This is a genomic window from Streptococcus sanguinis (genome assembly GCF_013343115.1).
Lineage (GTDB): Bacteria > Bacillota > Bacilli > Lactobacillales > Streptococcaceae > Streptococcus > Streptococcus sanguinis_H.
Map to the genome: position 1 here is coordinate 2,001,544 of NZ_CP054570.1, position 26,754 is coordinate 2,028,297.

The following is a 26,754-nucleotide window of genomic DNA, read 5'->3' on the forward strand; positions in this document are numbered from 1 at the left end:
GATTAAAGTTTAATCTCTACGTTCACACCACTTGGAAGATCCAATTTCATCAAAGCGTCAACTGTTTTTTGAGTTGGGTTGATGATATCAATCAAGCGTTTGTGAGTACGCATTTCAAATTGTTCGCGAGAGTCTTTGTATTTGTGAGTCGCACGAATGATTGTGTAGAGGCTGCGCTCAGTTGGAAGTGGGATTGGACCCGCAACTTCAGCACCAGTACGAGTAGCAGTTTCTACGATTTTTGCAGCCGCTGTATCAAGTGTACGATGTTCGTAAGCTTTCAAACGGATGCGGATTTTTTTGTTTGCCATCTTTTTCTCCTTTTCGTCTATTTAAGATAATAGGCTAGCTCCACAAGAAAACCGACAGGCGATTGCGTGGCAATGCAACCGAGCGTGTCGCAACCTCTTGCATCAAAGCTACACACTGTATTTTTACAGCACCATAGTATCTTAACACAAAGAACCAGTCATTGCAAGGGATTTGAGTAATTTTTTAAAGATTTTTAGGATAATTTTTTATGAAAGTGTTTTCTAAACAATTTATAAGTCTTGTAAATCATTATAGAGAAGAAAATTTAGACTTTTAACCTATTTATTCGAGTTTGTATTCAGAAAATACAAAATCTCACTGACGCACATCAGTGAGATTATAAATGAAAATTTACTCTTGGCTACTTTATTTTATAGTAAGGGGCTGTCCTTTTCGATGCGAAAGCTGTTGCCTGACTGGCAGATGACAAGGTCGGCAGCCGCTAGATAGGGCTGATAAAAGTGCCTATATTGCTCTCGTCGAGCCAGATGCGTCTGCTCTATCCACTCTGGCCTGCGCTCTCGCACAGCCACATCCCGTGCCAAGCGTCGTTCTAACTCAGTCTGATCGTCCGTGTAAAAGCAAAGCGACAAATCAAACAAACTTTCAGGCAAAAAGGCAGCCGACATACCTTCTACTATTAAAATAGGCTCTCGGGCTGATAAACGCAAGCTAGACGACCAAGCTGTGCCAATGGTCAGAATATCCAGACCAGACTGCAAGGCGCAAATATCTCGCTCCAGACTCCCGAGTTCATGAACAGCTGGGAGACAGGCTGTGACTTTTTGATGAGGAAAATCTTTGGAACTGAGCAAATCTCGATACTCCCCAGTAATTACATAAGGATCTGTTTCCAGCAGATTGGCTCGGTCCTCACCCAAGGCTAGCTGGAGTTTTAGAGCAAAAGTCGACTTCCCCGAAGCACCATGACCATAAATACGCAGGGTATGTTTTTGGTCGTCTGACAGATAAGCTGTCAATCTTTTCAGCAATTTCTCTTCATCAGACATAGCTTCCCCTTTCAAATGGAGCTTCTTAAAAATTTCGGCTGGATTTATTGTAGCCGTAGCGCTCAATAAAGTCCTCACGGAATTCCAGCAAGTTGTCATCCATGATGGCTTGGTGGACCTTCTTCATAAGGTTCACCAAGAAGTAGAGGTTGTGATAGCTGGTCAGACGGATGCCAAAGGTTTCATCCGCTTTAAGCAAGTGGCGAATATAGGCCCTCGTATAGTTGCTGCAAGTGTAGCAGTCACAGTCATGGTCCAGCGGCGTGAAATCTTCCTCAAACTGAGCGTTTTTAACAACCAGACGCCCTTCGCTAGTCATACAGGTACCGTTTCGGGCAATCCGAGTCGGCAGGACGCAGTCAAACATATCCACACCACGGATAACCCCGTCAATCAAGCTATCTGGCGCTCCAACTCCCATGAGATAGCGAGGCTTGTTTTCAGGCAGCATAGGCGTTGTGAAGTCCAGCACAGCATTCATCTCTTCGTGAGACTCACCAACAGCCAGTCCTCCAATAGAGTAGCCCGGAAAATCCATGCTGACCAAGTCTTGAGCAGATTGGCGGCGCAAATCTTCAAAGCCAGCACCCTGAACAATCCCAAAGAGACCTTGGTCGTGTGGACGGCTGTGGGCCTTGAGTCCACGCTCTGCCCAACGGCTAGTCCGCTCAATGGACTTCTTGACATAGTCATACGGCTGGTAGAACTGCGGGCATTCATCAAAGGACATCATAATGTCACTGCCCAGATTGTTCTGGATGGAGATGGCCTTTTCTGGTGACAGGAACATTTTGGAACCATTGAGGTGGTTCTTGAAAGTTACTCCTTCTTCTGTGATATTGCGGCTGTCAGCTAGAGAATAAACCTGGAAACCGCCACTATCCGTCAGAATAGGCTGATCCCAGTTCATGAACTTGTGCAGACCACCTGCACGGGCAATCAGCTCATCGCCTGGCCGCAGCCAGAGGTGGTAAGTATTGGACAAGATGATACCAGAACCCATTTGCTTGAGCTCTTCTGGTGACTGGGTCTTGACCGTCGCCTGGGTCCCAACCGGCATAAACATAGGCGTCGGGAAAGTCCCGTGAGGCGTGATAATCTCTCCCAAACGAGCACCTGTGTGCTTTTCTTTTTTGATCAAACGATATTGAATCGGTGATGTTGACATGTTTCCTCCTGCTGGGAAAAACAGTCCCAGCGATTTTTCTTCTATATAATGAGCAGCAAGGGCTCACAAGATACCGTATGATTTTACCAAAAAAACTTCTATCTGTCACGGGGTATGATATAATGTAACAGACAAATCCAAATGGAGGAATTATGAAACTAAGTAACATCAGAGCTCAGGCTCGTAACGTCCGCAGCCAAACGAGGGGGATTTTTCTTTTGTTTGCGACCCCAACCCTTGTCAGCATCCTCAGCATCTTACTTTCCCTTAATGACAATCTAAGAGATTCCATTCCCAGCCTAACTTTTAGCCAGTCCATCTATCTTCTCATTAGTAAAAATCTTTTCCCGACAACCATCCAGTTTATCTTGACCTTGCTACTGCTTTCTGCCAGCTATACTATGATGAAGGTCCTTCGTAAAACAAAGGATGACGTTGGCTTTTCAGATATTGGGCATCTTTTTATGAGCAAGAACTTCACACCTGTTTTTAAAACCGTTTTGCTCAAGCAGCTCTTGCTTTTCCTTTGGAATCTTCCTATATTTTGCGGGAGTCTTTTGTCCGTCTTCAATGCTTATAAGATTCTCAATATTTCGGAAAAACTTCCTGCCCATACTGTGCTGACTGCTCAAAGCGAGGCAGGTCAGCAGATTCTTCAATACACCCCTGGTATGTTACTGGGAAGCCTCTTGATATTGGTTGGTCTAGGCATCACCATCCCTCAGTACTACGCATATTCTCAAGCAGAGCTGATCCTATATGACCAGCTTGAGACTGACACCTACCTGGGAGCTTTCTCTGCTATCCGTCAAAGTCGGAAGCTCATGAAGGGCTATAAAAGAAAGCTGTTTATGCTAGACCTGAGCTTCATCGGCTGGAATTTATTGGCCAAAATGACTTACGGTGTACTGAATATTATGGTTCTTCCTTATACAGCGACTGCTTACATTCTTTTCTACGAAGAGTTGAAAAAAGAAAAAGCTATTCTAAACGAAAACAACCCGCAAGCACGGAACTCCTTGTCCTAAGCTTGTGAGTTGTTTTTTTATTTACTATTATATTTCTGTCTTGTCAAGGGTAGAGCAGATTTTATCAAAGGCTGTCTCTAGTGAATCCTTATCTGTAAAAAAAGCTTCCTCTTCCCAGCCTAAGAAGTCTCGGTCTTTCCACCAGCGCTTCATGTCGGCAGGGGAAAATTCTTCTTGTTTAGCTCTAGTCTGATGGCGGCGGACTGTTTCTTCAAAGGATAGGTCATAGTAGTAGGCAAAGACCTGCGGAGCGAAGAGTTTTTTCAACCGCTCTAGCATCTGTCCGTAAATGTCTGTCTCATAAAATCCTTCTACCAGAACCAGCAAATCATGTTCGTAGCCGAAGCTGGCCAACGTTTCCGTCAGGTCAATAGACAAATTTCCCGGCTCAACTTTTTCCTTGAGCATATCCCGTCTAACCGTATCCTGCGCTATCAGGAGAGTCCCTCGGCCATAGTGAGTCTGCAGTTTCCTGGCTAGGCTAGACTTGCCAGAGCCGGAATTGCCACGAATGATGACTAACTTGGCCATCTTATTCGCCCAGAATCAAGCGGGTATGCTCGCGTTTAATGCAGCGGTCCATGACAATGTCGTCCCGACCGGCTGCCCGCAAAATTTGCTCAGCCTCCTCACTCTCCAAGCCCAACTGAGCCCAGAAAATCTTGGCATCCGACTGCAGAAAATCCAGTGCCACATCCGGCAAAAACTCACTGCGACGGTATACATCGACAATATCAACCGGAAAAGGAATATCTTTGAGACTGGCATAAACAGTCTCACCAAAAATCTGACTGCCCGCTGCCCGCGGATTGACAGGGATAATGCGATAGCCCCGATCTTGCATCTCTTTGGACACACGATTACTGGTCGTTTCTTCGCGGTCAGACAAGCCAACAACAGCAATTACCTTGCTGTTTTTCAGATAATGCTTGACGATGGCATCGCTGGGATTTTGAAAATGATAAGTCATAGATTTCCTCCTCATTCATAATAAAGCTGGATAATTTTGCATTGTTTGCGTCTTAACTGAGTCTGAGCTAAAACCTTGGAAAATAGATAATCCGTTCTAGGAGCATCGCTCCTTCGTCCGGCTGCCTAATTTTCAGTCGGTTTTGACGCTCTTTGTATCTTATCTTACTTTGCCTCGTACCAAGTTTGGCCGGCATTTTCATCAGCCACTAGTGGAACGGCCAGCTTAATCGCAGCCTCCATGGTTTCTTTGACTAGCTGGCGGACGGCTGTTAGCTCGTCAGCTGGCACTTCTAGCACGATTTCATCGTGAACCTGCAAGAGCATGCGAGACTTGAAATTTTTCTCTGTCAGAGCTCGATCCAGATTAATCATAGCAACTTTGAGAATGTCTGCGGCCGATCCTTGAATCGGGCTGTTAATAGCTGTGCGCTCCGCAAAATTTCGGATGTTAAAGTTGCGGGAATTGATGTCCGGCAAGGAGCGGCGGCGATGATAAATGGTCTCTACATAGCCTTTATCACGCGCTTCGCGAACGATGGTTTCCATATAATTCTTGATACCAGGGAAACGCTCAAAATAGGTCTCAATGTAGTCCTTGGCAGCCTTGCGGGAAATTCCCAAATTATTGGCCAGCCCGAAGTCGGAGATGCCATAGACTACTCCGAAGTTGACAGCCTTGGCATTGCGACGGTCATTTGGTGTCACATCCTCTGCCTTTTCAATACCAAAGACCCGCATGGCGGTAGCCGTGTGAATGTCTTCTCCATGCTGAAAGGCAGCAATCAGATGCTCGTCCTGCGAAATGTGAGCCAGCACCCGCAGCTCAATCTGGGAATAATCCGAGCTGAGTAGTACGCTATCTGCCCACTCTGGCACAAAGGCCTTGCGAATGAGGCGCCCCTGCTCCAAACGAACGGGGATATTCTGCAAGTTCGGGTCAACCGAGGACAGACGGCCAGTCTGGGTCAAATCCTGAACATAGCGAGTGTGAATCTTACCGTCAGCCGCTATCGCCTCCTGCAGTCCGATGATATAAGTAGACTGGAGCTTGCTGATTTGACGGTATTCCAGAATCTTAGACACAATCGGTGCAATCGGTGCTAAACGCTCCAGCACATCCACCGCTGTCGAGTAGCCCGTCTTGGTCTTTTTGGTGTACTCCAGCGGCAACCCCATATCCTCAAAGAGAATGGTTCCCAGCTGTTTCGGTGAGTTAATATTAAACTCCTGACCAGCCAGATCATAAATCTCCTGAGTCAGACTTTCCAGCGTCTTTTCATTTTCCGCCTGCATGCCCTGCAGGGTTTCCCGCTCAACCTTAATCCCCGCAATCTCCATCTTAGCTAGGACAAAGGCCAGCGGTTGCTCCATTTCAAGCAACAAATCCAGCTGATTGTGGGCGCGGAGTTGTTCTTGCATTGGCTCTTCTGTTTCCAGCAGTATTTGAACCTTACGAGCCAGATGCTCAAAGAGCTGCTCTTTCTCCGGCAAAGCGCGCTTGGCTCCCTTGCCATAAACCTCGTCATCCGTCGGCAGAATTGTTTGGCCGTAGAGGCGAGCAATGGTCGCCAGCTCATTGTCCTCGACCGTCGAAAGCAGATACTTGGCTAGACGCGCATCAAAGGATGCTACTGGTAGCTCGATGCCATAATGACTGAGCAGTACCTTGGTCCGCTTGAGGTCGTAGGTTTTCAGAGCTATTTTTGTCAAAAAATCCTGAAAGAGAGGCTGCTGCAGTAAATCGCTGGTGCCGACATAAATCTGACGACTATCTCCCCAAGCAAGGCCGACAATCTCTTCCTTGTGGTAGTTGTCACCCAAGATTTCAAAATAGAAAAATTGCTCTGGTGCCAGCATATCTGCTGTGACCTCAGTCACTTTGGTAAATTCAATTGGTTTAACTTCTACCGGATCTTGACCAGTTCCTAGCTGAGCCTTGAGCTGCTTGAAGCCCATCTCGTCGTAGAACTTGCTCAGAGCCTCTACCTGAGGACCCTTATAAACCAAATCATCCAGCCCGATTTCAATCGGAGCCTGAGTATTAATGGTAGCTAGAGTTTTGGATAAGAAAGCCTTGTCCTTGTCATTGATCAAATTTTCCTTCATCTTGGAAGCCTTGAGCTGGTCAATATTTTCATAGAGATTTTCCAAAGAGCCATACTCCAAGAGGAGCTTGAGACCAGTCTTCTCACCGATCTTGGTCACTCCGGGGATATTGTCCGACTGATCGCCCATCAGCGCCTTGAGGTCGATGAACTGCTCTGGCGTGATGCCCATCTTTTCCATGAGGTAGGCTGGGGTAAATTCCTCAAACTCAGCCACGCCTTTCTTGGAAATCTCCACCACGGTATTATCATCCGTCAGCTGAATCAAGTCTTTATCGCCGCTGACAATGGTCACATCGTAAGGCGCAGCTGTCTTTTCAGCCATCTTGTCCAAGGTTCCGATGATGTCATCCGCCTCGTACCGAGCCAAGTCGTAGTAGTGAATGCCTAGGTGCTGCAGCATCTCTCGGATAAAGGGCAGCTGTTCACGAAATTCATCCGGTGTCTTGGCCCGACCAGCCTTATAGTCGGCGTACATCTCGGTCCGGAAGGTCGTCTTGCCAGCATCAAAAGCTACCAGGACATGAGTCGGCTGCACGCGCTCCAAGAGATGATTGAGCATGAGGTGGAAGCCATAAATGGCATTGGTATGCAGGCCCGATGGACTCTTGAAACGGTCAATTTGATTATAAAGCGCAAAAAAAGCGCGAAAAGCAACGGACGAACCATCGATTAATAATAATTTGTTCTTTTTTTCCATAGGTTTATTATAACACGAAAGGCGGACAAAGACAGAAAAGGCGGCGTGGAAAATAGGTAGAAAATGAATGGAGATTTAAATTTTGCTATAATCATCCTATGAAAAACACTTACTATTTTATCCGTCATGCGCATTCTAACTATACACCTGATGAAATCAACCGACCATTATCAGACAAAGGGCAAGAATCCTTGGCACAGCTTGAATTTTTAGCAGACAAATTCATTACCGCCATTTATTCTAGCCCCTACTGCAGAGCCATTCAAACGGTCGAGCCTTTGGCTCAAAGCCTTAAACTCTCCATTCAAACCGACAGACGTCTAATAGAGCGAAAGCTAAGTAGTCAAGCGATTGCCGACCAAGACTTTGAAGAAGCCCTCATGCAACTTTGGTCACAGCCGACTTTTTCATTTGTTGGTGGCGAGTCTAATCAACAAGCTCAACAGCGAGCCTTAGCTCTTCTTCAAGAACTGGAAAGCAAACATCAAAACAAAGAGATTATCATTAGCTCCCATGGTAACCTTATCTGCATTTTACTAAGCGCATTCGACTCCAGCATTGATTATAACTTCTGGCATAATCTTTCCATGCCAGATGTGCTAGTTTTAGATAAAACCGAAAGAATCACTCGTCTTCCCTAAAAGAAAATTCGACGGCCCTTGCTTCACCTAGTTCAATCGCAACATTCCCTACATCTTACCATTCCTCTGTGTTATAATAATAAAAACTGGAGGTGAAAGATGTTTCCAATTCGTATTACAACTCTTGTGACTGAAGAAGTTTATAAAAGATTTTCATGGGCTATTCTCATACGACGAAAAGGATTTGTATTATACATAATCATACTGATAATCGGGCTGTTCACCTACGTAATGCTCGGCCCATTAGAGGAAAAGATAATATCCATCATATTGGCTCTCCCTATTTTCGCCTCTATGTACTATTTTGGCATGAATTATCAGATAAAGAGAGCTTATCAAAAAAATCCTTTATTTCAGAACATGGAGGTCACTCTGATATTTGACAGAGAGGCTTTTATCGCAAGATATATACGCGGAGAATTTCACTATACCTATGATGATATTGTCAAAGTCATTATGACAAAGCAAGATTTTTATATCTTGATAGGAGAGAACACTGGTTTCGCAATTGAAAAAGAAAACTGTTCTCCCGAGGCTCTTGAGTTCTTGCTAGAACTTCACATTGAGCATATGTAAAAGAAAAAGCAGGCTAGACTGACAATAGAGCAGTTCTGGTCTGCTTTTTATTTTGTAAATAATTGCTTGATATCCATCAACTTCTCTATTTTGTGATTGATTTCTGGTCGGTAGTCACAGAAGTTAATGCTCTGGATGCCACTGTTGACTGCGACATCCACGTCCAGCGTCCGATCGCCGATATAGTAGGTTTCCTGCTTATCCAGGCCATATTTATCGAGCATATAGTCGACACCTTCTGGGTGGGGCTTGCGCTCAAAGCCGTTGGCTGTTGTGATGATTTCTATAAAATAATCATGAATTCCCAAGTCTTTCAGGATTTGATGGGCATTGAGTCCCTTGTGGGTATAGACAAACTGAGCAATGCCCTGCTCCTCAGCCCAGGCCAATATCTCTGAAGCTCCTTCCATCAGATGGACCTGAGCATTCTTTTCCTTTAGACTTGCTCCACGGAAGGCATTCATCTCAGCAGCGTCCAGCCCCTTCTCAGATGCCACTTCCTCCAAGAGCTTCTGGACAGAGTGCTTTAGGATATAGCTGTGAATACTCGCCCTGTCGAAGTCCAGACCATAGTGAGCGTAGGTTTCCTCAATCCCCGCCAAAATAGCATCGTAGGAGTCCAGCAAGGTGCCGTCTAAATCCCAAATAAACGCTTTTTTCATGTGATTTCCCTCATTTTTCTGTCAAATAAAACCTTTAAAAATAACCAGCGGAAGCCATTGTCCAAGAGCGTCCCAGCCCAGACCCCCGGCAGACCCAAGCCAAATGTCACACCCAGCAAATAACCTGTAACGATGCGAATCAGCCACATACCAATAGTCGTGGCATAAAAGGGCAGTCTAGCATTGCCCAGCCCCTGCCAGACAGCTGTGTAAATCACGGTTCCCACTGCCATGGGAGTTCCCAGCAGTGAGAATAGGATAACTAAAAGACTGGCTGTGATAGCTCCGCTATTATCCGTATAGAGCAAGGTCAGCGGCCGACCAAGGGCGAAAATCCCTAAAGCCACAGGCCACATGCAAGCAAAAGACAGCCAGAAGGTCCGCTGACGAATCAGACCGACCTCTTTCATATCTCCCTCACCTACCGCATGGCCTACCAACATGACAGTTGCTGTCGCAACCCCAAAGGCAGGCATATAATTAAACTGAGTCAGAACTTCACCGATGGCATTTCCCGCTACTGCGTCTGTCCCAAAGACGACCACAATGGCAATAATAACTACATCACCCGCCCGCATCATGAGCCGCTCTCCAGCAGCCGGCAGAGACAGGCGCAAAAGCTCGCCATCTAAGCCCCAGCTCCAGCGGATTGTGGACAAATCCAGCTCCCGCCAAAGAATCAACACACCCACCAAACGAGCCAGCACCGTTCCCAGCGCTACACCGACAATACCAAGCCGAAAGACGTAAATCCCCAGACCGGAAAAGAGGGCATTGAGGACATTAGTCAGAAGACTGACATACATGGGAAATCTAGGATTGCGCGTGACCCGCACTAGAGCCCCAAAGGAAGTCATCAAGCCAAGCAGAACAATAGTCCCGCCGACCAGAGCCAGATAAAGCCCCCCAGCTTCAGCCACTGCCTTTTCTGTCCCTAGAAGATCCAGCATCTGCCTGCCAAAGAGTAGAGAAATCAGCCCCAACAGAAGGCTCAGAAGCAGCGTCAGCTTGATAGCCTCAGCTGTATGATAGGCCAAACGCTCCTTGTCTCCTTGAGCCAGAGTCTTGGAGATGAGACTGGAAATAGCAGCCACCAGCGCGATAAAGATTGCCTGATAAATCGTAATGATGTTGCCGGCCACCGAGACACCAGAGATCGCAATCAACCCAAGACTGGCCACCAGATAGCTGTCGACCATTCCCATGAGCATCTGCAAAAAGTTCTCCGCCATAGCCGGCAAGGCGATATTCATGATTTTTTTATAGGTCGTCATAGAGAAAATTCTTCCTTTTAAGCATCAGCTACTTCACTTTCTTTCATTGGACATCCTAAGAAAAAATCAGCCAGATATCCAGCTGATTTTAGGCCTTCTAAGTAAACTTTACAATCCCAAATAATCCTCGACTGCTGCCTGCATTTGGTCTGCAGCGACCGTCGTTTTGTGGCGCACTGGGGCTGTTTCTAAGCCATCCACAGCTGGTGGCAAGGCTACGCCAGAAAGTTCGTGCAGTTGATCCAAAGCCTCAAAGTCACTGAGTCCTGTTTGGCCAGTCACAGCCTCAACAGCCACGACTGGGAATTTATAAGGACTAGCGGTAGACGCGATAACAGTCTTGCGCTGATCAGCTGTTTCTGCCAGATATTTTTGATAGACAGCAGACGCGACAGCCGTATGAGGGTCTTCGATGTAGTCAGATGCTTGATAGACCCGCTTGATTTCAGCAGCTGTTTCTTGCTCTGTCGCATAATCAGCCGCAAAGAGCTCTAAAATATCAGCGTCAAAGTCCGTCAGTTCATACTGTCCATGCTCATTCAGAGCCGCCATCAAGGCTGCTGTTTTCTCAGCGCTGTTACCAGATAGATGGAAAATCAAACGCTCTAAGTTAGAGGAAACTAAAATATCCATGGACGGACTAGACGTCACCTTGAAGCTCCGCTTCTTGTCATAAACCTGAGTCTTGAAGAAGTCTGTCAGGACATTGTTCTCATTTGATGCGCAAATCAGCTTGCCAACCGGCAGACCGATTTGCTTGGCATAGTAGGCCGCCAGGATATTACCAAAGTTCCCTGTCGGAACGGTAAAGTTGACCTTGTCTCCTGCTGTGATTTCTCCTGTCTTCACTAGCTGAGCATAAGCATAGACATAGTAGACAATCTGCGGCACCAAACGGCCGATATTCATGGAGTTAGCTGATGAGAACTGGAGTTTGTACTCCAAGAGACGAGCTCGTAGGTCTGTGTCGTTAAACATGTGTTTGACATTGGTCTGGGCATCGTCAAAGTTGCCATCAATAGCCACCACATGCGTATTGGCACCTGTCTGCGTCGTCATTTGCAGCTCTTGGACCTTGCTGACACCATCTTTCGGATAAAAGACGATAATCTCAGTCCCAGGAACATCCGCAAAGCCTGCCATAGCCGCCTTGCCTGTGTCACCAGAAGTCGCTGTCAAAATGACAATTTTGTTTTCCAAGCCGTGCTTTTTGGCTGCGGTTGTCATCAGGTGAGGCAGGATAGACAAAGCCATGTCCTTGAAGGCAATGGTCGCTCCGTGGAAAAGCTCTAGATTATACTGACCATCCAGCTTGACCAAGGGAGCAATCGCCGCATCATCAAACTTGCTGTCGTAGGCATGGTTGATACAGTAGTCCAGCTCTGCTTCAGAAAAATCATCCAAAAAAGCAGACAAAACCAGCTTGGCTACTTCCTGATAGGAAGCGTCTTTGAGCTTGGCAAAGTCCAAATCGACCTGCGGATAGGTAATGGGCGTAAAGAGCCCGCCGTCTGTTGCCAAACCTTGCAGAATCGCCTGGCTAGCTGTTACTCTATTCTTTTCGTCGCGTGTTGATTGATAAACTAAGGTCATTCTCTCTCATCCTTTATCTGTAGTTCGCTTTATTATACCAAAATTTATCAGAAAATTCTCGCTTTTTCACAGAGAATATAAGAAAAAGCCCATTTCTGGGCTTGTTTTCATCTTATTCATTCATAGATACGTGAACGTGGTCGTAGTGGTTTTCGGTTACGCTGCCACGGTCTGGCATTTGGTTCCAAGTGTTAGCTGGTCCATAAATGCTTTCAAATGGTGCATAGAACTGTTGCTGCCAGATAACGTAAGAGATTCCTCTTTCAGTCATGTTAGAAGTAACATCGGCTGCGACCTGGTTTCCTAATTCAGTATTCTCACCAACGATAAAGTCAGCTGCCAAGCCCTTACCATGATCTCCGCTATCACCTGGGCGGTAGAGACTAAATTCTGTAATTCCATATTTAGCTGCTATCTCTTCTTTCAGAGCAGCAGTCTGTGGCTGAAGACCTTCATTAGCAGGATTGTTAGTCGTCACGCTAGCAGCATCTGTTACAGCTGGAGCATTGTAAGTTGTTGGCTCAACAGCGGCAGTTGCTTGACTGACTTGGTCTTGGCCTAATTCAGTCACTTCTGAAGCTGCCTCTGCTGGAGCTGCTGGACTTGCAGCAACTGCTGGCTGCGGTGCTGCCTCTACAGGAGCGGCTGCATTTGCTTCCGCAGCTGGGGCTGCTTCACTTGCAACTTCTGCTACTGGGGTAGGAGCTTCTTCAGCAGGCGCTGGTGCTTGGTCTGCTGGAGCTGCAACAGCTTCCTCAACAGCCGGAGCTGGAGTTTCTGCTGTTTGAGCCGGTGCCGCTGGAGCGGCTTGTTCAGTACCAAAAATCTCACTTGCTGTATAATCTTCCGTTACCAAACCTGCATTATTGCCTGCTTGGTAGCTTTGGATTTCTACAGAGGTGATTTCGTTTTGTCCATTTGTTGTAATAGTCAAAACAGTACCTGGGAAAATCAAGTCAGCATTGGCAATTTGGTTGATTTTAGCCAAGTCAACAAGATCAATGTTCATCGCTTGAGCGATATTTCCTAAAGTGTCTCCATATTGAACAGTGTACGTTTGTTGGTTTTCATTGCTCGTAATATCCGCTTTAATTTGCTCAACTGTTCTGGCAGTCCAGTTTTGTGGCTGCTCCTCAGCTCGCGTTGTTAACAAAGGCAATGCTGACAAAGCAACAGTTGAAGCTAAAAGTAATTTCTTATTCATTTTCATATGCAAAATGCACCTTCCTAATCATTCATGATACAAAAACCATCTTACCATAAATCTTCTAAGAAAAAAGCCTTTTTCGACCTATTTAACAGAACTGTCCGTCCCCTGTAATATGGAGATTTGTTTGTAACATATTAAAATTAGCAATAAGCAAAAGAACCTCGATTTAGAGAGGTTCTGTTTCTTTTGGGCTTATTTGAATTTTTTCTACTCTGGTGAACTGAACCCGACCTAAGCTCTGGGAAAAAAAGATAAAATCTCCTAGAAGCTGTCACTTCTTCGTCTATTTTCCTATTTTTGCTGTGAATAGATCTATTCAGTCTAGGTTAGCTCAGCTAAATCGAGCTTCGGCTAAAAACTCGGAAAAAAGAGAACTGGACTTGGATTCATAGAATCCATCGCCCAGTTCCTATTTTTCATTCGTTTTTTTAACGCCTCCACATCTTACTTCACCTTCATCATTCGGACGAGGCTGGCCCGTTCGGCTTCTTCCAGCTTCATTTCGATGTAGTAGATGGTTTCTTTGAGGTCAGGGATGGTAGCATACTCTAGCCCGTTGACCCGACGGCGGGTTTTCTCGATTTCATCCGCCATGAGCTGGCAGCTTTTCTCAATCTCAGCCAGTCGCAGCAAGTCAGGAAGCAGATCGCTCATGCTTTCAATGGTTTCATCCATCTGGCTGTTAGACGCCACATAGCTATAAACCACGTCTCCCTCGTCATCACTATGCGGATTGTCAATATGAGCGTGCATCTTGGGCACGCGCACACTCATGATATTCTCAGTCTCCACATGCAGATTGACCTCCCGCGTGGGGACGGCAAAAATCTCCTCGACCATGAGGTCGCTCTCCAACGCCTTGGCCATGACAAAGTCCTGCAGGTGACCGACCAGAGCGGATTCGACCTTTTGGCGGAGCTGATTGTTCTCACGGACAGACTCAATGAAGCGCCGCATCAGCTCATCCCGCTTGTCCTTGAGCAGTTTATGCCCACGGACAGCCGTTTTGAGACGGGCTTTTAAGTTATTCAGCTCCATCCGAGTCGGCTTGACATTGAGTCGCGTCATCTTTCTTCCTCCTTGGTCTGCGGCAGGTATTGGTCAATCATATCGTCTTTGATCCGCTTAAGCTCCGTTCTAGGTAAGATGGACAGGAGTTCCCAGCCCAGATCCAAGCTTTCCTCGATGGTTCGGTTGGTCTGGAAACCTTGATTGATGTAGTCCTGCTCGAAGCGGTCGGTAAAGCGGACATAGAGCTTGTCCGTTTCGGACAGGGCGGATTCCCCCAGAACGACAGCCAACTCCTTGGCCTGCTTGCCTTGCGCATAGGCAGCAAATAATTGGTTCATAGTTGCGGCATGGTCACCCCTAGTCTTACCCTCACCTGAGCCCTTGTCCTTGAGACGAGACAGAGATGGCAGGACATTGATTGGCGGACGATAGCCGCTGTTGTAAAGGTCGCGTGAAAGGATAATCTGACCTTCTGTAATATAACCCGTCAAGTCTGGAATCGGATGGGTAATGTCATCCTCTGGCATGGACAGGATCGGAATCTGCGTCACTGAGCCTTTCTTACCAACCAGACGACCAGCCCGCTCATAGAGGGTGGACAGGTTAGTATAGAGGTAACCCGGATACCCACGGCGGCCCGGCACTTCACGACGAGCTGCAGAAACTTCCCGCAGGGCTTCGCAATAGTTGGTCATGTCAGTCATGATGACCAGAACGTGCATGTCTTTTTCATAAGCTAGGTACTCAGCTGCTGTCAGGGCAATCCGTGGCGTTGCAATCCGCTCGATAGCCGGATCATTAGCCAGATTGATAAAGAGCACCGAGCGGTCAATAGCTCCCGTCTCCCGGAGGTCATTCATGAAGAACTCGGCTTCTTCAAAGGTAATACCCATGGCCGCAAAGACCACGGCGAAGTTTTCATCAGAGTTGAGCACAGTTGCCTGACGGGCGATTTGAGCAGCTAATTCCTTGTGGGGCAGACCAGAGCCAGAAAATACTGGCAGTTTTTGCCCCCGAACCAAGGTATTGAGATGGTCGATGGCCGAGATACCGGTCTGGATAAACTCATCCGGATAGTCGCGAGCTACTGGATTGATGGCTTGACCGTCAATATCCAGATATTTTTCTGGCAAGATAGCTGGGCCGCCATCAATTGGCTTGCCCATTCCATTGAAAATCCGACCTACCATGTCTTCTGACACTGGCAACTCTAGCGGACGGCCGGTAAAGCGAACCTTGGCTTTTTCCAGATTGATACCGCTAGATCCCTCAAAAAGCTGGACCATAGCCTTGTCTTCTTGGACTTCCAGAACCTGGCCCTGACGCTTGCTGCCGTCATGCAGCTGGATTTCTACCAATTCATTGAAATGCACGCCAGCGACTTGGTCGACAATCATCAGAGGGCCGACAACTTCACTGACGGTGCGGTATTCTTTAATGACGCTCATTGTCTAGTCCTCCTTGGGCAAGAATCTGGTGCAGGGTTTCCTCGATAGTCTGACTGAGGGCCTGGATTTTTTCCAACTGGTCTTCGTGAATAAACTTACTGCGGGCAATTCGGTCACGCAGCTCCACCGTTCCTTCCATGATTTCCCGGAAATAAGCTCCCAGCTCCAAGGCACGATTGGCCTCCGCATCGAAGGTCAGGATATTGCTCAATAAAGCCACCTGTTTTTTGAAAGAAGTATAGGTGTCCACATCATCAAAGGCATTCTGCTGCAGGTAGTCCTCGCGAATCATCTTGGCTGCATTCATGGTCAGCCGGTCCTTTTCAGACAAGGAATCCAAGCCAACCAAACGCACGATTTCCTGCAGTTCGCTTTCCTTTTGCAGGATATTCATGGCCTTGGTGACTTTCTCAGCCCAAGCAATCTTCTCATGCTGGTCGATATAGGCTCCCACTTCGTCTAGATAGAGCGAGTAAGAGCTCAGCCAGTTGATAGCTGGGAAATGCCGGCGTTGAGCCAGCTGGGCATCTAAGCCCCAGAAAACCTTGACAATCCGCAGGGTATTTTGCGTTACCGGCTCAGAAATATCTCCACCTGGAGGTGATACGGCCCCAATAGCAGTAATAGATCCTTCTCGCGCAGTCGAACCGAGTGTTTTGACCCGGCCTGCCCGCTCGTAATACTCAGCAATCCGGCTGCCAAGATAGGCTGGATAGCCTTCGTCACCTGGCATTTCTTCCAGACGGCCGGACATTTCCCGCAGGGCTTCCGCCCAGCGAGAGGTGGAGTCCGCCATGATGGCCACGGAATAGCCCATGTCACGGAAGTATTCTGCAATAGTAATCCCTGTGTAAATCGACGCTTCCCGAGCCGCTACCGGCATATTGGATGTGTTGGCAATCAGCACCGTCCGCTGCATGATGGACTGGCCAGTTGATGGGTCAATCAGTTCTGGAAATTCATTGAGTACGTCGGTCATCTCATTGCCACGCTCGCCGCAGCCGACATAGATAACGATGTCAACATTGGCAAACTTGGCCACCTGGTGCTGAACGACAGTCTTACCAGCCCCGAAAGGTCCTGGTACGGCTGCTGCTCCGCCCTTGGTCACTGGGAAGAAGGTATCGATGACCCGCTGGCCAGTCACCAAAGGCTCAACCGGAATCAGCTTCTGAGCAAAAGGACGCCCACGACGGACTGGCCATTTTTGCATGAGAGCCCCTTTAAAAATAGACCCATCCGCTTGCTCAATCTCGTAAACAGTTTCTTCAACAGTGAAACTGCCAGCCGAGATATTGGCCAAGCGTCCACTGACGCCGACCGGCACCATGATGCGGTGCTCCACCAGATTGGTCTCCTGCACCGTTCCCAGAATATCGCCAGCCTCAACCGTATCTCCGACAGACAGACTTGGAACAAAATCCCACTTAGTCTCTCGGTCTAGATTTGGCAGTTGGACACCGCGGACGAGGAAGTCGCTCTCCGTGATGGTTTGGAAACGCTCCAAAGGCCGCTGAATCCCGTCAAACATCTGAGAAATCAGACCTGGTCCTAGTTCAACAGACAAAGGGCTTCCAGTCGTGATGACCGGCTCTCCCGGACCCAAGCCAGAAGTTTCTTCATAAACCTGGATAGAGGCTTGGTCCCGCCGCATTTCAATAATTTCACCGATCAGCCCCAAATCGCCAACCCGGCAGATATCCTGAATATTCGCTTCCTGCATCCCTGATGCCAGCACCAGAGGACCAGAAACTTTGATAATCTTTCCTTGACTCACAATCTTCCTCCATTCTTGGGAGATTTTTGTTACTTTTCAATGAAAATCAAAGCTCAAACTAAGTTAGATACGGACCTAGTTTGAATTTTATTTCCAAAGAGTGTTTTTTGATTCTTGCCGCGAGTTTGAAATTCTTCTTAGCTAACTCTAGGGCAAGGATTGTTTCTTTTTATTTTAAAAATCAGATAAGGCTTTTATTTGCTGGCCCTTTTCGTCGAAATTGTCTGGGCTTAGCCATTTTTCTAGACGACTCTTGACGGCCGGCCAATCCGTGTCAATCATAGACAGCCAGTCCGTGTCTCGGTTGCGCCCCTTATAGACAAGAGCCTGACGAAACCTGCCTTCATAGGTGAAACCAAGTCTCTCTGCTGCCCGTCTTGAAGGCTGATTGAGGGCATCGCATTTCCATTCGTAGCGGCGATACTCCAGCTCTTCAAAGACATAGCGTGCCAGCAAGTACTGAGCTTCAGTAGCCAGTCTGGTGCGCTTCAGTTTGGGCGAATAGGTCACAGCTCCCACTTCGATAACGCGGTTATTTCGGTCAATCCTCATCAAGGCAAAAGTTCCTAGAGCCTTGCCGCTCTCCTTGTCCACAATCGCATAGTGAAAACGATCCTGTGCTGCCAGCATCTGATCTAACAGCTGAGACCATTCTGCCTGACTTTGGGCAGGATTTTGAAAGAGATAGGTCCACATATCCGCAGGAGAATCCGGGCCATACACTTCATATAAATCCGCTCCATGCTTGTCCTTAGACAAACGCTCGATAATAACATACTGGCCTTCGATTCGCTCCAGGTTAGGCAAGTCCCCCGGCTGAAAATCCGGCAGAGCATCCCCAATGGGCTGGCCTAGTTGATTGATTCGCATAAAAACCTCACAATATATCCTGTCCGACAGCCTTTTCGACATTTTCATGAATCCGCGAAAGAGCCAGTCCCGTGCTCCCCTTATGGGTAGGAATGAGCACAAGAGCAGGAATTTCCAGCTGGTCATAGTAGGCCAGGGTTTCTGGAATATCCGCTGCCATATCCTCCGTCAGATAGATAATGCCGAAATCTTCACGGGCGAGCCGACGAAGGGTATTGACCGTCTCCTGAGCTTCCTTCACCGGAAAGGTCTGAAAACCAATCAGCTTAAACGGGAGAATAGTATCGCGATTCCCCACGACAGCAATCTTGTAGCTAGTCTTGTCCATAAATCGGTCGCATCCTTTCTCTGATAAGCTCTACCGGCAGCTGATTGTCCATACCTGTCAAAATCAGCCGCAGATTCTTGACTTCCAGCTCCTTGCCCAGCAGATAGCGGGCCAGAGGGAGCGAGCCATCTGTCTCAAACTGACCAGCCGCAAGCAACTTAGCCTGCAAGAGGTCCGCTAGATATTCTAACTCTACTGTCGTCAAGGTCTGGTTCCGCATTTTTTCCTCATAGGAGCGCAAATCCAGATCGTAACCGCAGGGATTGACCTGGCTAAACCAAGTCAAGAAATCCCCCTGCTCTGCCATGGCAATCCAGTTGGCAGCAGAGAGGCTCCCTTCATCAGACAGGAGCTGCCTCATAAAGCTGCGCGGTTTTCCCAAGTCAACAGCCCGCTTAACGGTGATGGCATTATAAAAATCAATAGTCAGATTCACCAACTGCAGCAGGCTCTCATCTTCCAACTCCTGTGTCAGGCGCTTGAGATGCTGGAAATAAGCCATATCCATGCCAATCTCCAAGACGCGCACATCCTTATAATCCTGGTATTCCTGCCAGGTCGCAAGCACCTCGTCCAGCATGAAATCTGGACAATACTCAGCCGAAAAGGCCATGACTAAGTGCTCCAAAACCTCCAGCGAATAGGTCCCCACTGGCATCAGCAAATGCTCCAGGGACTGACCTGTCGCCCGACCCTTGAGAAAAACTTTGAGATTGTGGTAGGTATAGCGGAGCGTGAAAATCTCCACCAGCTCCTTACTAGGACTAATCTCAAGCACCCAATTATAGACGGAATACAAATGCTTCATCAGTACTTGCTCAATGGCATTGAGATCCTTGATAGCTTCAGCATCCATGGCATAGACCGTTCCCTGCAGAAGAGCCGAACGGCTGGCAGCATCGTCAGTCTGCAGCAACTGATCATATTGCTGGGGCGTCAAAAAGGAAGCCTCCTGCACACTAATGGCTGTATTGACTTGAGAGAAGCTTGTTTCACTCATGGTCCGCCTCCTATTCTGCCTGGTCTTTGAAAATATCCTGAGCTAGACGGTAGCTTTCCTCCTGCCAGACAGAGTCCAGCAAGTCACGATAGAGATAACTATCATCCACTCGTCCTTGGCTCAGCACAAAGCCTGCCTGACCGGCTATGGACTGGTCTGAAAAGTGTACTTGCGGAAAGGATCTTTTCAAGTCTTCTAACTGGCTGGAGCTGAATTTCTCAGCTGATAGAGCACCGAAAGTCAGTGCCAACTCTTTCTCTGGGTATTTAGCCAAGACACTCTTCAGAAAATGCTCTTCTTCAGCTGGTGACCAAGCTGCCATCTGAGCATAGGCTTCCTCAAAAAGCTCTCTGAGAACCCGCTGCTTGATGACCAGAGTAGACTGGCGCTTTTGATTTTCCAGCTGCTGAATATCGCGCTGACTGCGCCGGCTGATTTCTTTCAGCTGCTGCTCTCGCTGTCCAAGCTTTTGCCGAACCAGCTGGGCCTCACGTTCCTTGGCTTCCTGTTCTATTTTCTCAGTAGCCTCGGCCAAAAGCAAATGCCCCTTCTCGTGAGCCTGCTCCAAGACAGAAGCTTTGAGATCTGATATGTCAGACATAAAAGCCTCCTTACTTCACATTCAGAACCATGATGAAGGATACAACGAAGGCCAAGATGGCATAGGTTTCAACCATGGCCGCTAGGATAACCCCTTTCATGACCTCTTCTGGTCGCTTGGCCAAAATCTGAATACCAGCGGTCGCTACTCGTCCTTGATGCTTGGCTGAAAAGTAACCAACAATCGCAACTGGCAGAGCTGCTAGGAAATAAGCTACGCCTGATTGCAGAGCCAATTCTGGCTTGATATTAAAGAAGACGGTAATCCCGATAACAAAGCCGTAGAGACCTTGGGTACCTGGCAAAAGTTGTAAAATCAGAGCTTGAGCGAATTTTTCCGGCTGTTCTTTCAAGAGAGCTGCCGCTGCCTGACCGGTGCTTCCAACACCTAGCGCTGAGCCCATTCCGCTGAGAAAGACCGCCAAAGCCACTCCCAGACCTGCAAAAAAGGCTCCGCCGTAAGTTCCAAAATATGATGCTAAATGTTCCATGATTTACTCCTATGAAATTGCTGTAATTCTTGTAAAACCAACAGCTAGTTTAATGAATGTTGCTTGTTTTTGATGTTTTAGAAAGTGTTTTTCTAAAGATGAGCTTCTCATCTCTTACCATAGTTCCTAATCTTTATTTCTTGCTTTGCTGAACGTATTTCTCACTAGGCTTGAGCGGAGTGAAAGGCTTGCCACCGCCGTCGTAGAATTTTCCAAAGAATTCCACGAAAATCAAACGCGCTCCGTGCACATAGCCGGACAGAAAAGATAGAAACATATTGACCAAATGCAGGGCAATAAAGAGCAGAATGCCGATGCTAAAGCGAGCGACAGGTGGAAAGAGGCTGACAATCAGGTTAAAGGCCGAGCCGATGCTGGCTCCCGAAAGTCCCAGAGCCATCAGCCGCGTAAAGCTGACAAGATCTCCCACGTAACCGCTGACATTGTAGAGATTAAAGAGACCTGACCCCAATCCTGCCAAGCTTTTAGCACTGACAATAGACACTGCCAGTATGCCCAGAGCATTGATGATGGCCAACCACTGACCAATCGTTGCTGCAAAGGCCAAGGATGGGAAGAAATTTCCCAAGGCCAAGAGTAGCAACCCCAGCAAAATCAGCACCCAAGCAAAGCCCTCATTATAAGCTTCTGCATAATCCTTTAGGCGGATATTTTTCAGACCGCTGAGGAAGAGGCCCGCCAGCACTGTAACAAAGCCAAAGACGACAGAAATAACCAGAATCGTCATGGCGTCGGAGCTGGTGCTAATCAGAGCGAAGGGCAGTTCAAAGCCAAAGAAAGAGCCATAAACCAGTCCCCAGATGATGACTGCCACACCCAGCAGGCGGAAGAATCGCAGATTCTTAGCCAGTCCCGACTTGACATGCAAGAAGTGCAGCGCCAGGCTGGTGCCCAAAAAGAGCAAGAGGCCGTAACCAATGTCGGCAACCATCATGCCAAAGAATACAAAATAGAAGAGGGAAACGACAGGGGTTGGATCCTTGTCACCATATTTAGGCAAGGAATACATCTCCGTCACTAGCTCGAAAGGCTCCACCAAGGCATTGTTTTTTAGCTTGGTTGGAACCTTATCTTCCTCGTCCTGTCGAATTTCTCTGGTCTGGATGAGAATGCTCTGGCCAAACTGCTCTGTCAAGCAAGCCTCAAGAGCTTGGACCTGATTGCTTTCGATCCAGCCTTCCAAGGCTGCCAAATTTTGCGTACTGGCTAACTGGTTCTTACTTTCTTGACGGGAGGAGAGATTGCAGAGATAATCAAGCTGAACCTTGAGCTGATCCAGTTCATTCTTGGAAGCTGCCAGACTCTTAGTCATAGCATCTGCCACAGCCTCCTGCTGTCGAATGTTGGCCTTGATCTGGGCTACCCGCTCAGCAGGCAGCTCCTCATGGTCATAATCAAAAGGCTTAAAGCCATACTCTTTCAAGATTTTGCGAACTTCTTCCAGAGAGCCTGTCTTATAAAAGACAAGAACCCCATGCTCCGTATCATCGGTAAAGACTTCCTGAAACTTCAGGTCAGGATGTGCTCCCAGAGCCAGGCGCAGAGCATCGTCGTCGGTATTGGGAATCGTCCCAATCAAAGCTCCCAGATGACTGAAAGTCGCAGCTGCTTGCGGTGTTAGCTCCAGCGGCTCCCACTTCTCCAGCGCAGCCACTTCCAAGCGGTCAGCTTCTATCTGAGCTTTGGCTTCTTGCAAGACCTTAAGCTGCTTGCTGATTCCTTCCAGCAGCGCCTCCTCATCTTGGGCCCTCCCTGCCTGCTCCAAAGCAGCAAAGGACAGCTCCAAAGGCTCGTCTTTTAAGGATTCCAGCAGTTTCTTTTTCGGCATAAAAGGCTCCAGCTCTGCAATTAGCCTCTCGAGCTTTTCCTGACGACTGAGCAAATCCTGCTGAGATAGCTGCCGATCCGGCCGGCCGACTAAAGCCTGCTCAAAGGCTGCCTGCCAGTCCTCTTCCTGCCGCAAGTCATGAATCTGAACTGACTCTAAACCCTGTAGGTAAAAGAGAAGCTGATCTAGCAGTTCCTTGGGCAAAAGCAGAGACAGCTGCCGCATTTGACTAATGGCCATAGGCTTCTACCACCTTCTCTACAATGGCTCGCGCCAAGTCTGCTTTTTTATCTGTCAGCGCAGCCGCAACCTTGTCCTCATTTTGCTGGGTTGTCTGCTCCAAGTCTTGCTGCAGGTGCACCAACTTTTGCTGAGAAGTCGCGGTTAATTCCTCAGCCAGCTTCTGCGTTTCATCGTCATAAGTCAGACCTAGCTGTCTGAGATTTTCATCTACCTGCTGTCGCAGCTCCTGAGCCTGTGTCCTGTAGCCCATCAAAACTTCTTCTGCAGCAGTTTCAATTTCCTGCATTTTTTCAAGTGTTTCATTGGCCATCTATTCACCCCCTCGTTTTCAAAAACCTTCGAAAACGGATTTTAAAATCTGCATTCCTGGCTGACTGTCCCGCATCTGGTACAGTCATCTTCTGGAATACAGCTTCGTACTTGCATAAATTATATCATATTTTCAGAAAAACAGTCAGAGATTACTAAACAGGCATCTCAAACTGATAGGAAAAGCCGATATAGATTTGATTCATTTCAATACTTACAAATCAGTCTCAGCTGTACACTCTTGATAAGTTTCAGTCTTGCAAACGGTTTATTTGTCTATAACTATGTTATAATATAAACAAATTCTAAGACAAATATAGAATAGCAGAATAGTAAAAGTGGCTTCAAATGTACCTTCCAGCCAGAACAGCCCTAAACTTTTAATAAACATTATCCCATGAAGAAAGTGATTTTATGAGTCAGCAGAATATCTTGGCCATCATTGAGAGCCATCTTGACAAGATGACCGACTTGGAACAGAGGATTGGTCACTATTTTTTGGATCCAAATAGTATTCAAGAGGATTTATCCTCTTTGCAAGTTGCTCAAACCTTGCACATTTCTCAAGCAGCCTTGACCCGTTTCGCCAAAAAATGCGGCTTTAAAGGTTATCGGGAATTTAGCTTTCAATATTTACAGGACCTACAAAAGGCGCAAACCGAGTCGGATAATATGCAAAGCAGCTTATCCCGTCATGTCTTGTACAACTACAATCAAATCCACCAGCAGACAAAAGAACTGATAGATGAGGAAAAGCTGGAGCGAGTGGCTCAAATCATAGAAGAGGCAGACCGTGTTTATTTCTTTGGAACAGGGAGCTCAGGCTTAGTAGCACGTGATATGAAGCTACGCTTCATGAGACTAGGAGTCGTTTGTGAAGCCCTAACTGACCAAGATGGCTTCGCTTGGACAACTAGTATTCTGGACAAGAACTGCCTCGTTATCGGATTTTCTCTATCCGGACAGACCCAGTCTATCATTGACAGCTTGATTGACGCTAAAAATATGGGAGCAAAAACCATCTTGGTGACAGGACAGCCTGAAAAGATTCAAGAGGACTTCACTGAAGTCGTTCCTGTTGCTCTTCAAAGCAAGCCTGAGTTTATCCTGCGAATTTCCGCACAATTCCCCATGCTTCTCATGATTGACCTCATCTATGCTTTTTTCCTCGAGATTAACCGCGAAAAGAAAGAAAGAATCTTTAACAGCTTTTGGGAGAATCAGAAACTAAATGGCTACTACCGCCGCAATACCCACAAAAGATAAAAACGAATCAGGATTTTCTGACTCGTTTTTCTTTTTCGGTTCTAACTTTTTCCTCTTTCTTTCACAAGGGAAGGATTGGCCCGTAGATTTCTAATTGGGGCTGAATTTTTTCCATATGAAAAGCATCGTAGGCACGCCACTTTTGATAAGTAGACTGATCCATTTTGAGGCTACTAAGACCAATTAAAAAACTAGCACGTTTATGGAATCTTTCAAGAGCAATGAGGAGACGGTTATCCAGAGCTTTGGTTTTCTCCAAACTCCTCAAAACTTCTGCTAAGCACTCGTAAAAGCGGATTTCATCACTTGATTGAATTGTCTTCTTTTGAAAATCTTCCATCAAGGAACCTAGAAGCTGAGCAGCTTCCTGAATGAAACTTCTTTCTGCCATTTGATTTTCCTCTTGAAAGACAAGGAACCTGAGAAAAATCTCAGGTTAAACTTGTCTATTTTTGAAATGATAGTAGGCTCCAAACATACCTGCAGTATTTTGATGATGAGCAAAGGCCAGTTTGGTTTTGTCAGCGATGCTTGGAACCAAAGCATCCTGCAAAGCCGCCTGAATTCGCGGTCTAAGAATAGCTTCTTGTCCCATGATGCCGCCCCCTAGGATGACAACTTCCGGATTAACGACATAGCAGATATTGGCAATTCCTTGGCCCAGATAGCCAACCATGCGATCAATGCCCTCGATACAGAGTTTATTGCCCTCAGTTGCTTCTTTGAAAATCCGACGGCCATTCCAATGCTCAGCGTCTTCTCCGTGTAGCTCAGCCACATAATTGACTAAAGCAGTTGTAGATGCCACATCCTGAAAGGCTCCGTCTGGTAGATGCAGGTAACCGACCTCACAAGCAGAGTTACTAAAGCCATGGAAGACCTGACCATCTACGACCAGACAGCCTCCAATACCTGTACCAATTGTCAAACAAAGAGCAATCTTGGCTCCCTTGCCACTGCCTGACATAGCCTCAGCCAGACCAGCACAGTTGACATCATTTTCAATCTCACAAGGCAGGGAGAATTTTTCTTCCAGCACTTTTTTGAACTGAGTCCCAGCGTAATTCGGAATCTGCGGCCCGGCATAGAAAATTTCACCCTTGTCTGGATCCACCATACCAGCTGAAGAAATACAAATCCCAACCAGAGCTCCTTTTTCTAAATAGGCTGCAACAATCCCTTCAACCTTTTGCAAAATTCCCGGACCGCCTTTGTGGGCCTCCGTCGGCATTTCATGTGCTTCCACCAAGGTTTCCGCCTCGTTGATTAAGCCATACTTGATATTGGTACCGCCAATATCAATAGCAACATAGTGTTTCATAGCACACCTTCTCTCTAGTGTTTATCCTGTTGCTTATAAAAATTGCTCCTTGGTTTGTCTAATTAACTGAGCAGCTTCTTCCACAATTGGCCGATCACTTTCCTGTAGCGGTGTCAGAGGAGAACGGACAGATCCGATGGTCAAGCCTTCGTTAATTTCCAAAACACCCTTAATAACAGCGTACATATTGCCGCGGGCGCTGGTTAATTTTCCGATGATGGCATTAATCGCATATTGCAACTCTTTAGCACGTTCCAATTCCTTGTCAGCAATCAGTTGATTGAGTTTGAGGAAGAGCTCTGGCATAGCTCCGTATGTACCACCGATACCGGCTGCAGCACCCATAAGACGGCCACCTAAGAATTGCTCATCTGGACCGTTAAAGACTACATGATCTTCTCCCCCAAGAGCTACAAAGGTCTGAATATCCTGCACTGGCATTGAAGAGTTCTTCACACCAATCACGCGCTCATTCTTAAGCATCTCCTTGTAAAGGCTAGGAGTCAAGGCTACACCAGCCAGCTGAGGGATATTATAAATCACGAAATCAGTATTAGGCGCCGCCGCACTAATGTCATTCCAATATTGGGCAACCGAATACTCTGGCAAACGGAAATAAATCGGCGGAATAGCGGCAATAGCATCGACACCCAAACTTTCCGCATGACGAGCCAGCTCCACGCTGTCTTTAGTATTGTTGCAAGCCACATGGGCAATGATAGTCAGACGCCCCTTAGCAACTTTCATCACTTCTTCTAGAACCCGTTTTCGGTCTTCTACACTCAGATAGATACACTCGCCCGAAGAACCGTTGACATAAAGACCTTGCACGCCCTTGGCGATGAAATATTCCACTAAAGCACGAGTCCGCTCCGGGCTGATTTCACCTTCCTCGTCATAGCAGGCGTAGAAAGCAGGAATGACACCTTGGTATTTTTTTAAATCTGACATAGTTTTCTCCTAATGTTTTAGAAATGAGAGGGACGAAAA

The 26,754-nt window shown here is 47.1% G+C and carries 27 protein-coding genes; 4 read left to right on the top strand and 23 right to left on the bottom strand.

Annotated features, from left to right (window positions below; translation table 11 throughout):
* Nucleotides 1–2 precede the first annotated feature (2 nt).
* The 3 genes from rpsJ to tgt all read right to left on the bottom strand — a co-directional run bounded on the left by rpsJ (nucleotide 3) and on the right by tgt (nucleotide 2,490).
* Nucleotides 3–311 (bottom strand): 30S ribosomal protein S10, encoded by a 309-nt coding sequence (rpsJ, locus tag FOC72_RS09670; RefSeq protein WP_002894478.1) that lies wholly within the window; start codon nucleotides 309–311, stop codon nucleotides 3–5.
* A 372-nt stretch (nucleotides 312–683) separates the two neighbouring features.
* Entirely contained in the window at nucleotides 684–1,322 is a 639-nt protein-coding gene (locus FOC72_RS09675) for a uridine kinase family protein (protein WP_032914049.1), read from the bottom strand.
* A 25-nt stretch (nucleotides 1,323–1,347) separates the two neighbouring features.
* Nucleotides 1,348–2,490 carry a tRNA guanosine(34) transglycosylase Tgt gene (tgt, locus tag FOC72_RS09680; RefSeq protein WP_002894475.1) on the bottom strand — a complete coding sequence of 381 codons (1,143 nt, stop codon included), beginning with the start codon at nucleotides 2,488–2,490 and terminating at the stop codon, nucleotides 1,348–1,350.
* Between the two features lie 152 nt (nucleotides 2,491–2,642).
* Here tgt and FOC72_RS09685 point away from each other — a divergent pair, with 152 nt between their 5' ends.
* On the top strand, nucleotides 2,643–3,518 hold the full coding sequence (locus FOC72_RS09685; RefSeq protein ID WP_002894473.1) for a DUF975 family protein: 876 nt from the start codon (nucleotides 2,643–2,645) through the stop codon (nucleotides 3,516–3,518).
* A gap of 27 nt (nucleotides 3,519–3,545) precedes the next feature.
* Here the strand turns inward: FOC72_RS09685 and FOC72_RS09690 are convergent, their stop codons facing one another.
* The 3 genes from FOC72_RS09690 to polA form a co-directional block, all read right to left on the bottom strand.
* Nucleotides 3,546–4,049: a kinase gene (locus tag FOC72_RS09690; RefSeq protein WP_002894470.1), complete on the bottom strand. Its 504-nt coding sequence runs from the start codon at nucleotides 4,047–4,049 to the stop codon at nucleotides 3,546–3,548.
* Between the two features lies 1 nt (nucleotide 4,050).
* The gene (locus FOC72_RS09695; RefSeq protein WP_032914047.1) at nucleotides 4,051–4,488 is read right to left on the bottom strand and encodes a CoA-binding protein; all 438 of its coding nucleotides are present in this window, start codon (nucleotides 4,486–4,488) and stop codon (nucleotides 4,051–4,053) included.
* A 164-nt stretch (nucleotides 4,489–4,652) separates the two neighbouring features.
* Entirely contained in the window at nucleotides 4,653–7,295 is a 2,643-nt protein-coding gene (gene polA / locus FOC72_RS09700) for a DNA polymerase I (RefSeq protein WP_002894466.1), read from the bottom strand.
* Nucleotides 7,296–7,393: 98 nt separating this feature from the next.
* Between polA and FOC72_RS09705 the strand changes: the two genes are divergently transcribed.
* The gene (locus tag FOC72_RS09705) at nucleotides 7,394–7,936 is read left to right on the top strand and encodes a histidine phosphatase family protein (protein ID WP_002894465.1); all 543 of its coding nucleotides are present in this window, start codon (nucleotides 7,394–7,396) and stop codon (nucleotides 7,934–7,936) included.
* A gap of 99 nt (nucleotides 7,937–8,035) precedes the next feature.
* Nucleotides 8,036–8,512: a YcxB family protein gene (locus FOC72_RS09710; protein WP_002894463.1), complete on the top strand. Its 477-nt coding sequence runs from the start codon at nucleotides 8,036–8,038 to the stop codon at nucleotides 8,510–8,512.
* A 47-nt stretch (nucleotides 8,513–8,559) separates the two neighbouring features.
* Here FOC72_RS09710 and FOC72_RS09715 read toward each other — a convergent pair whose 3' ends face one another.
* The 14 genes from FOC72_RS09715 to FOC72_RS09780 all read right to left on the bottom strand — a co-directional run bounded on the left by FOC72_RS09715 (nucleotide 8,560) and on the right by FOC72_RS09780 (nucleotide 23,178).
* Nucleotides 8,560–9,174 carry an HAD-IA family hydrolase gene (locus FOC72_RS09715; protein WP_002894462.1) on the bottom strand — a complete coding sequence of 205 codons (615 nt, stop codon included), beginning with the start codon at nucleotides 9,172–9,174 and terminating at the stop codon, nucleotides 8,560–8,562.
* Complete coding sequence (locus tag FOC72_RS09720) at nucleotides 9,171–10,448, bottom strand: MATE family efflux transporter (RefSeq protein WP_002894460.1); 1,278 nt, start codon at nucleotides 10,446–10,448, stop codon at nucleotides 9,171–9,173. Before FOC72_RS09720 ends, FOC72_RS09715 begins: the two co-directional genes overlap by 4 nt.
* Nucleotides 10,449–10,556: 108 nt before the next feature.
* Entirely contained in the window at nucleotides 10,557–12,041 is a 1,485-nt protein-coding gene (gene thrC, locus FOC72_RS09725) for a threonine synthase (protein ID WP_002894458.1), read from the bottom strand.
* Nucleotides 12,042–12,153: 112 nt separating this feature from the next.
* Nucleotides 12,154–13,251 (bottom strand): LysM peptidoglycan-binding domain-containing protein, encoded by a 1,098-nt coding sequence (locus tag FOC72_RS09730; RefSeq protein ID WP_002894457.1) that lies wholly within the window; start codon nucleotides 13,249–13,251, stop codon nucleotides 12,154–12,156.
* Nucleotides 13,252–13,695: 444 nt separating this feature from the next.
* The gene (locus tag FOC72_RS09735; RefSeq protein WP_002894455.1) at nucleotides 13,696–14,319 is read right to left on the bottom strand and encodes a V-type ATP synthase subunit D; all 624 of its coding nucleotides are present in this window, start codon (nucleotides 14,317–14,319) and stop codon (nucleotides 13,696–13,698) included.
* Nucleotides 14,316–15,710 (bottom strand): V-type ATP synthase subunit B, encoded by a 1,395-nt coding sequence (locus tag FOC72_RS09740; RefSeq protein WP_002894454.1) that lies wholly within the window; start codon nucleotides 15,708–15,710, stop codon nucleotides 14,316–14,318. The genes FOC72_RS09735 and FOC72_RS09740 overlap by 4 nt, the downstream gene beginning before the upstream one ends.
* Nucleotides 15,697–17,487, bottom strand: a complete 1,791-nt coding sequence (locus FOC72_RS09745) for a V-type ATP synthase subunit A (RefSeq protein ID WP_002894452.1) — start codon at nucleotides 17,485–17,487, stop codon at nucleotides 15,697–15,699. The genes FOC72_RS09740 and FOC72_RS09745 overlap by 14 nt, the downstream gene beginning before the upstream one ends.
* Before the next feature lie 174 nt (nucleotides 17,488–17,661).
* A complete protein-coding gene (locus tag FOC72_RS09750) occupies nucleotides 17,662–18,357 on the bottom strand; it encodes a GNAT family N-acetyltransferase (RefSeq protein ID WP_002894450.1) in 696 nt (231 codons plus the stop codon).
* A 7-nt stretch (nucleotides 18,358–18,364) separates the two neighbouring features.
* Nucleotides 18,365–18,685, bottom strand: a complete 321-nt coding sequence (locus tag FOC72_RS09755) for a V-type ATP synthase subunit F (protein WP_002894448.1) — start codon at nucleotides 18,683–18,685, stop codon at nucleotides 18,365–18,367.
* A complete protein-coding gene (locus tag FOC72_RS09760) occupies nucleotides 18,672–19,685 on the bottom strand; it encodes a V-type ATPase subunit (protein WP_002894446.1) in 1,014 nt (337 codons plus the stop codon). The genes FOC72_RS09755 and FOC72_RS09760 overlap by 14 nt, the downstream gene beginning before the upstream one ends.
* 10 nt (nucleotides 19,686–19,695) lie before the next feature.
* The gene (locus FOC72_RS09765) at nucleotides 19,696–20,286 is read right to left on the bottom strand and encodes a hypothetical protein (protein ID WP_002894445.1); all 591 of its coding nucleotides are present in this window, start codon (nucleotides 20,284–20,286) and stop codon (nucleotides 19,696–19,698) included.
* A gap of 10 nt (nucleotides 20,287–20,296) precedes the next feature.
* Nucleotides 20,297–20,776, bottom strand: coding sequence for a V-type ATP synthase subunit K (locus FOC72_RS09770; protein ID WP_002898768.1), 480 nt, complete (start codon nucleotides 20,774–20,776; stop codon nucleotides 20,297–20,299).
* Nucleotides 20,777–20,909: 133 nt separating this feature from the next.
* The gene (locus FOC72_RS09775; RefSeq protein WP_002894442.1) at nucleotides 20,910–22,865 is read right to left on the bottom strand and encodes a V-type ATP synthase subunit I; all 1,956 of its coding nucleotides are present in this window, start codon (nucleotides 22,863–22,865) and stop codon (nucleotides 20,910–20,912) included.
* The gene (locus FOC72_RS09780; RefSeq protein ID WP_002894440.1) at nucleotides 22,855–23,178 is read right to left on the bottom strand and encodes a hypothetical protein; all 324 of its coding nucleotides are present in this window, start codon (nucleotides 23,176–23,178) and stop codon (nucleotides 22,855–22,857) included. Before FOC72_RS09780 ends, FOC72_RS09775 begins: the two co-directional genes overlap by 11 nt.
* Nucleotides 23,179–23,591: 413 nt before the next feature.
* Here FOC72_RS09780 and FOC72_RS09785 point away from each other — a divergent pair, with 413 nt between their 5' ends.
* Nucleotides 23,592–24,443, top strand: a complete 852-nt coding sequence (locus tag FOC72_RS09785) for a MurR/RpiR family transcriptional regulator (protein ID WP_002894439.1) — start codon at nucleotides 23,592–23,594, stop codon at nucleotides 24,441–24,443.
* Between the two features lie 61 nt (nucleotides 24,444–24,504).
* Here the strand turns inward: FOC72_RS09785 and FOC72_RS09790 are convergent, their stop codons facing one another.
* From FOC72_RS09790 to FOC72_RS09800, 3 genes are read right to left on the bottom strand one after another with little or no spacing between them, the layout of a single operon-like run.
* Nucleotides 24,505–24,834 (bottom strand): hypothetical protein, encoded by a 330-nt coding sequence (locus FOC72_RS09790; RefSeq protein ID WP_002894438.1) that lies wholly within the window; start codon nucleotides 24,832–24,834, stop codon nucleotides 24,505–24,507.
* A gap of 45 nt (nucleotides 24,835–24,879) precedes the next feature.
* A complete protein-coding gene (locus tag FOC72_RS09795) occupies nucleotides 24,880–25,764 on the bottom strand; it encodes an ROK family protein (protein WP_002894437.1) in 885 nt (294 codons plus the stop codon).
* Between the two features lie 33 nt (nucleotides 25,765–25,797).
* On the bottom strand, nucleotides 25,798–26,715 hold the full coding sequence (locus FOC72_RS09800; protein WP_002894436.1) for an N-acetylneuraminate lyase: 918 nt from the start codon (nucleotides 26,713–26,715) through the stop codon (nucleotides 25,798–25,800).
* Between the last annotated feature and the right edge of the window lie 39 nt (nucleotides 26,716–26,754).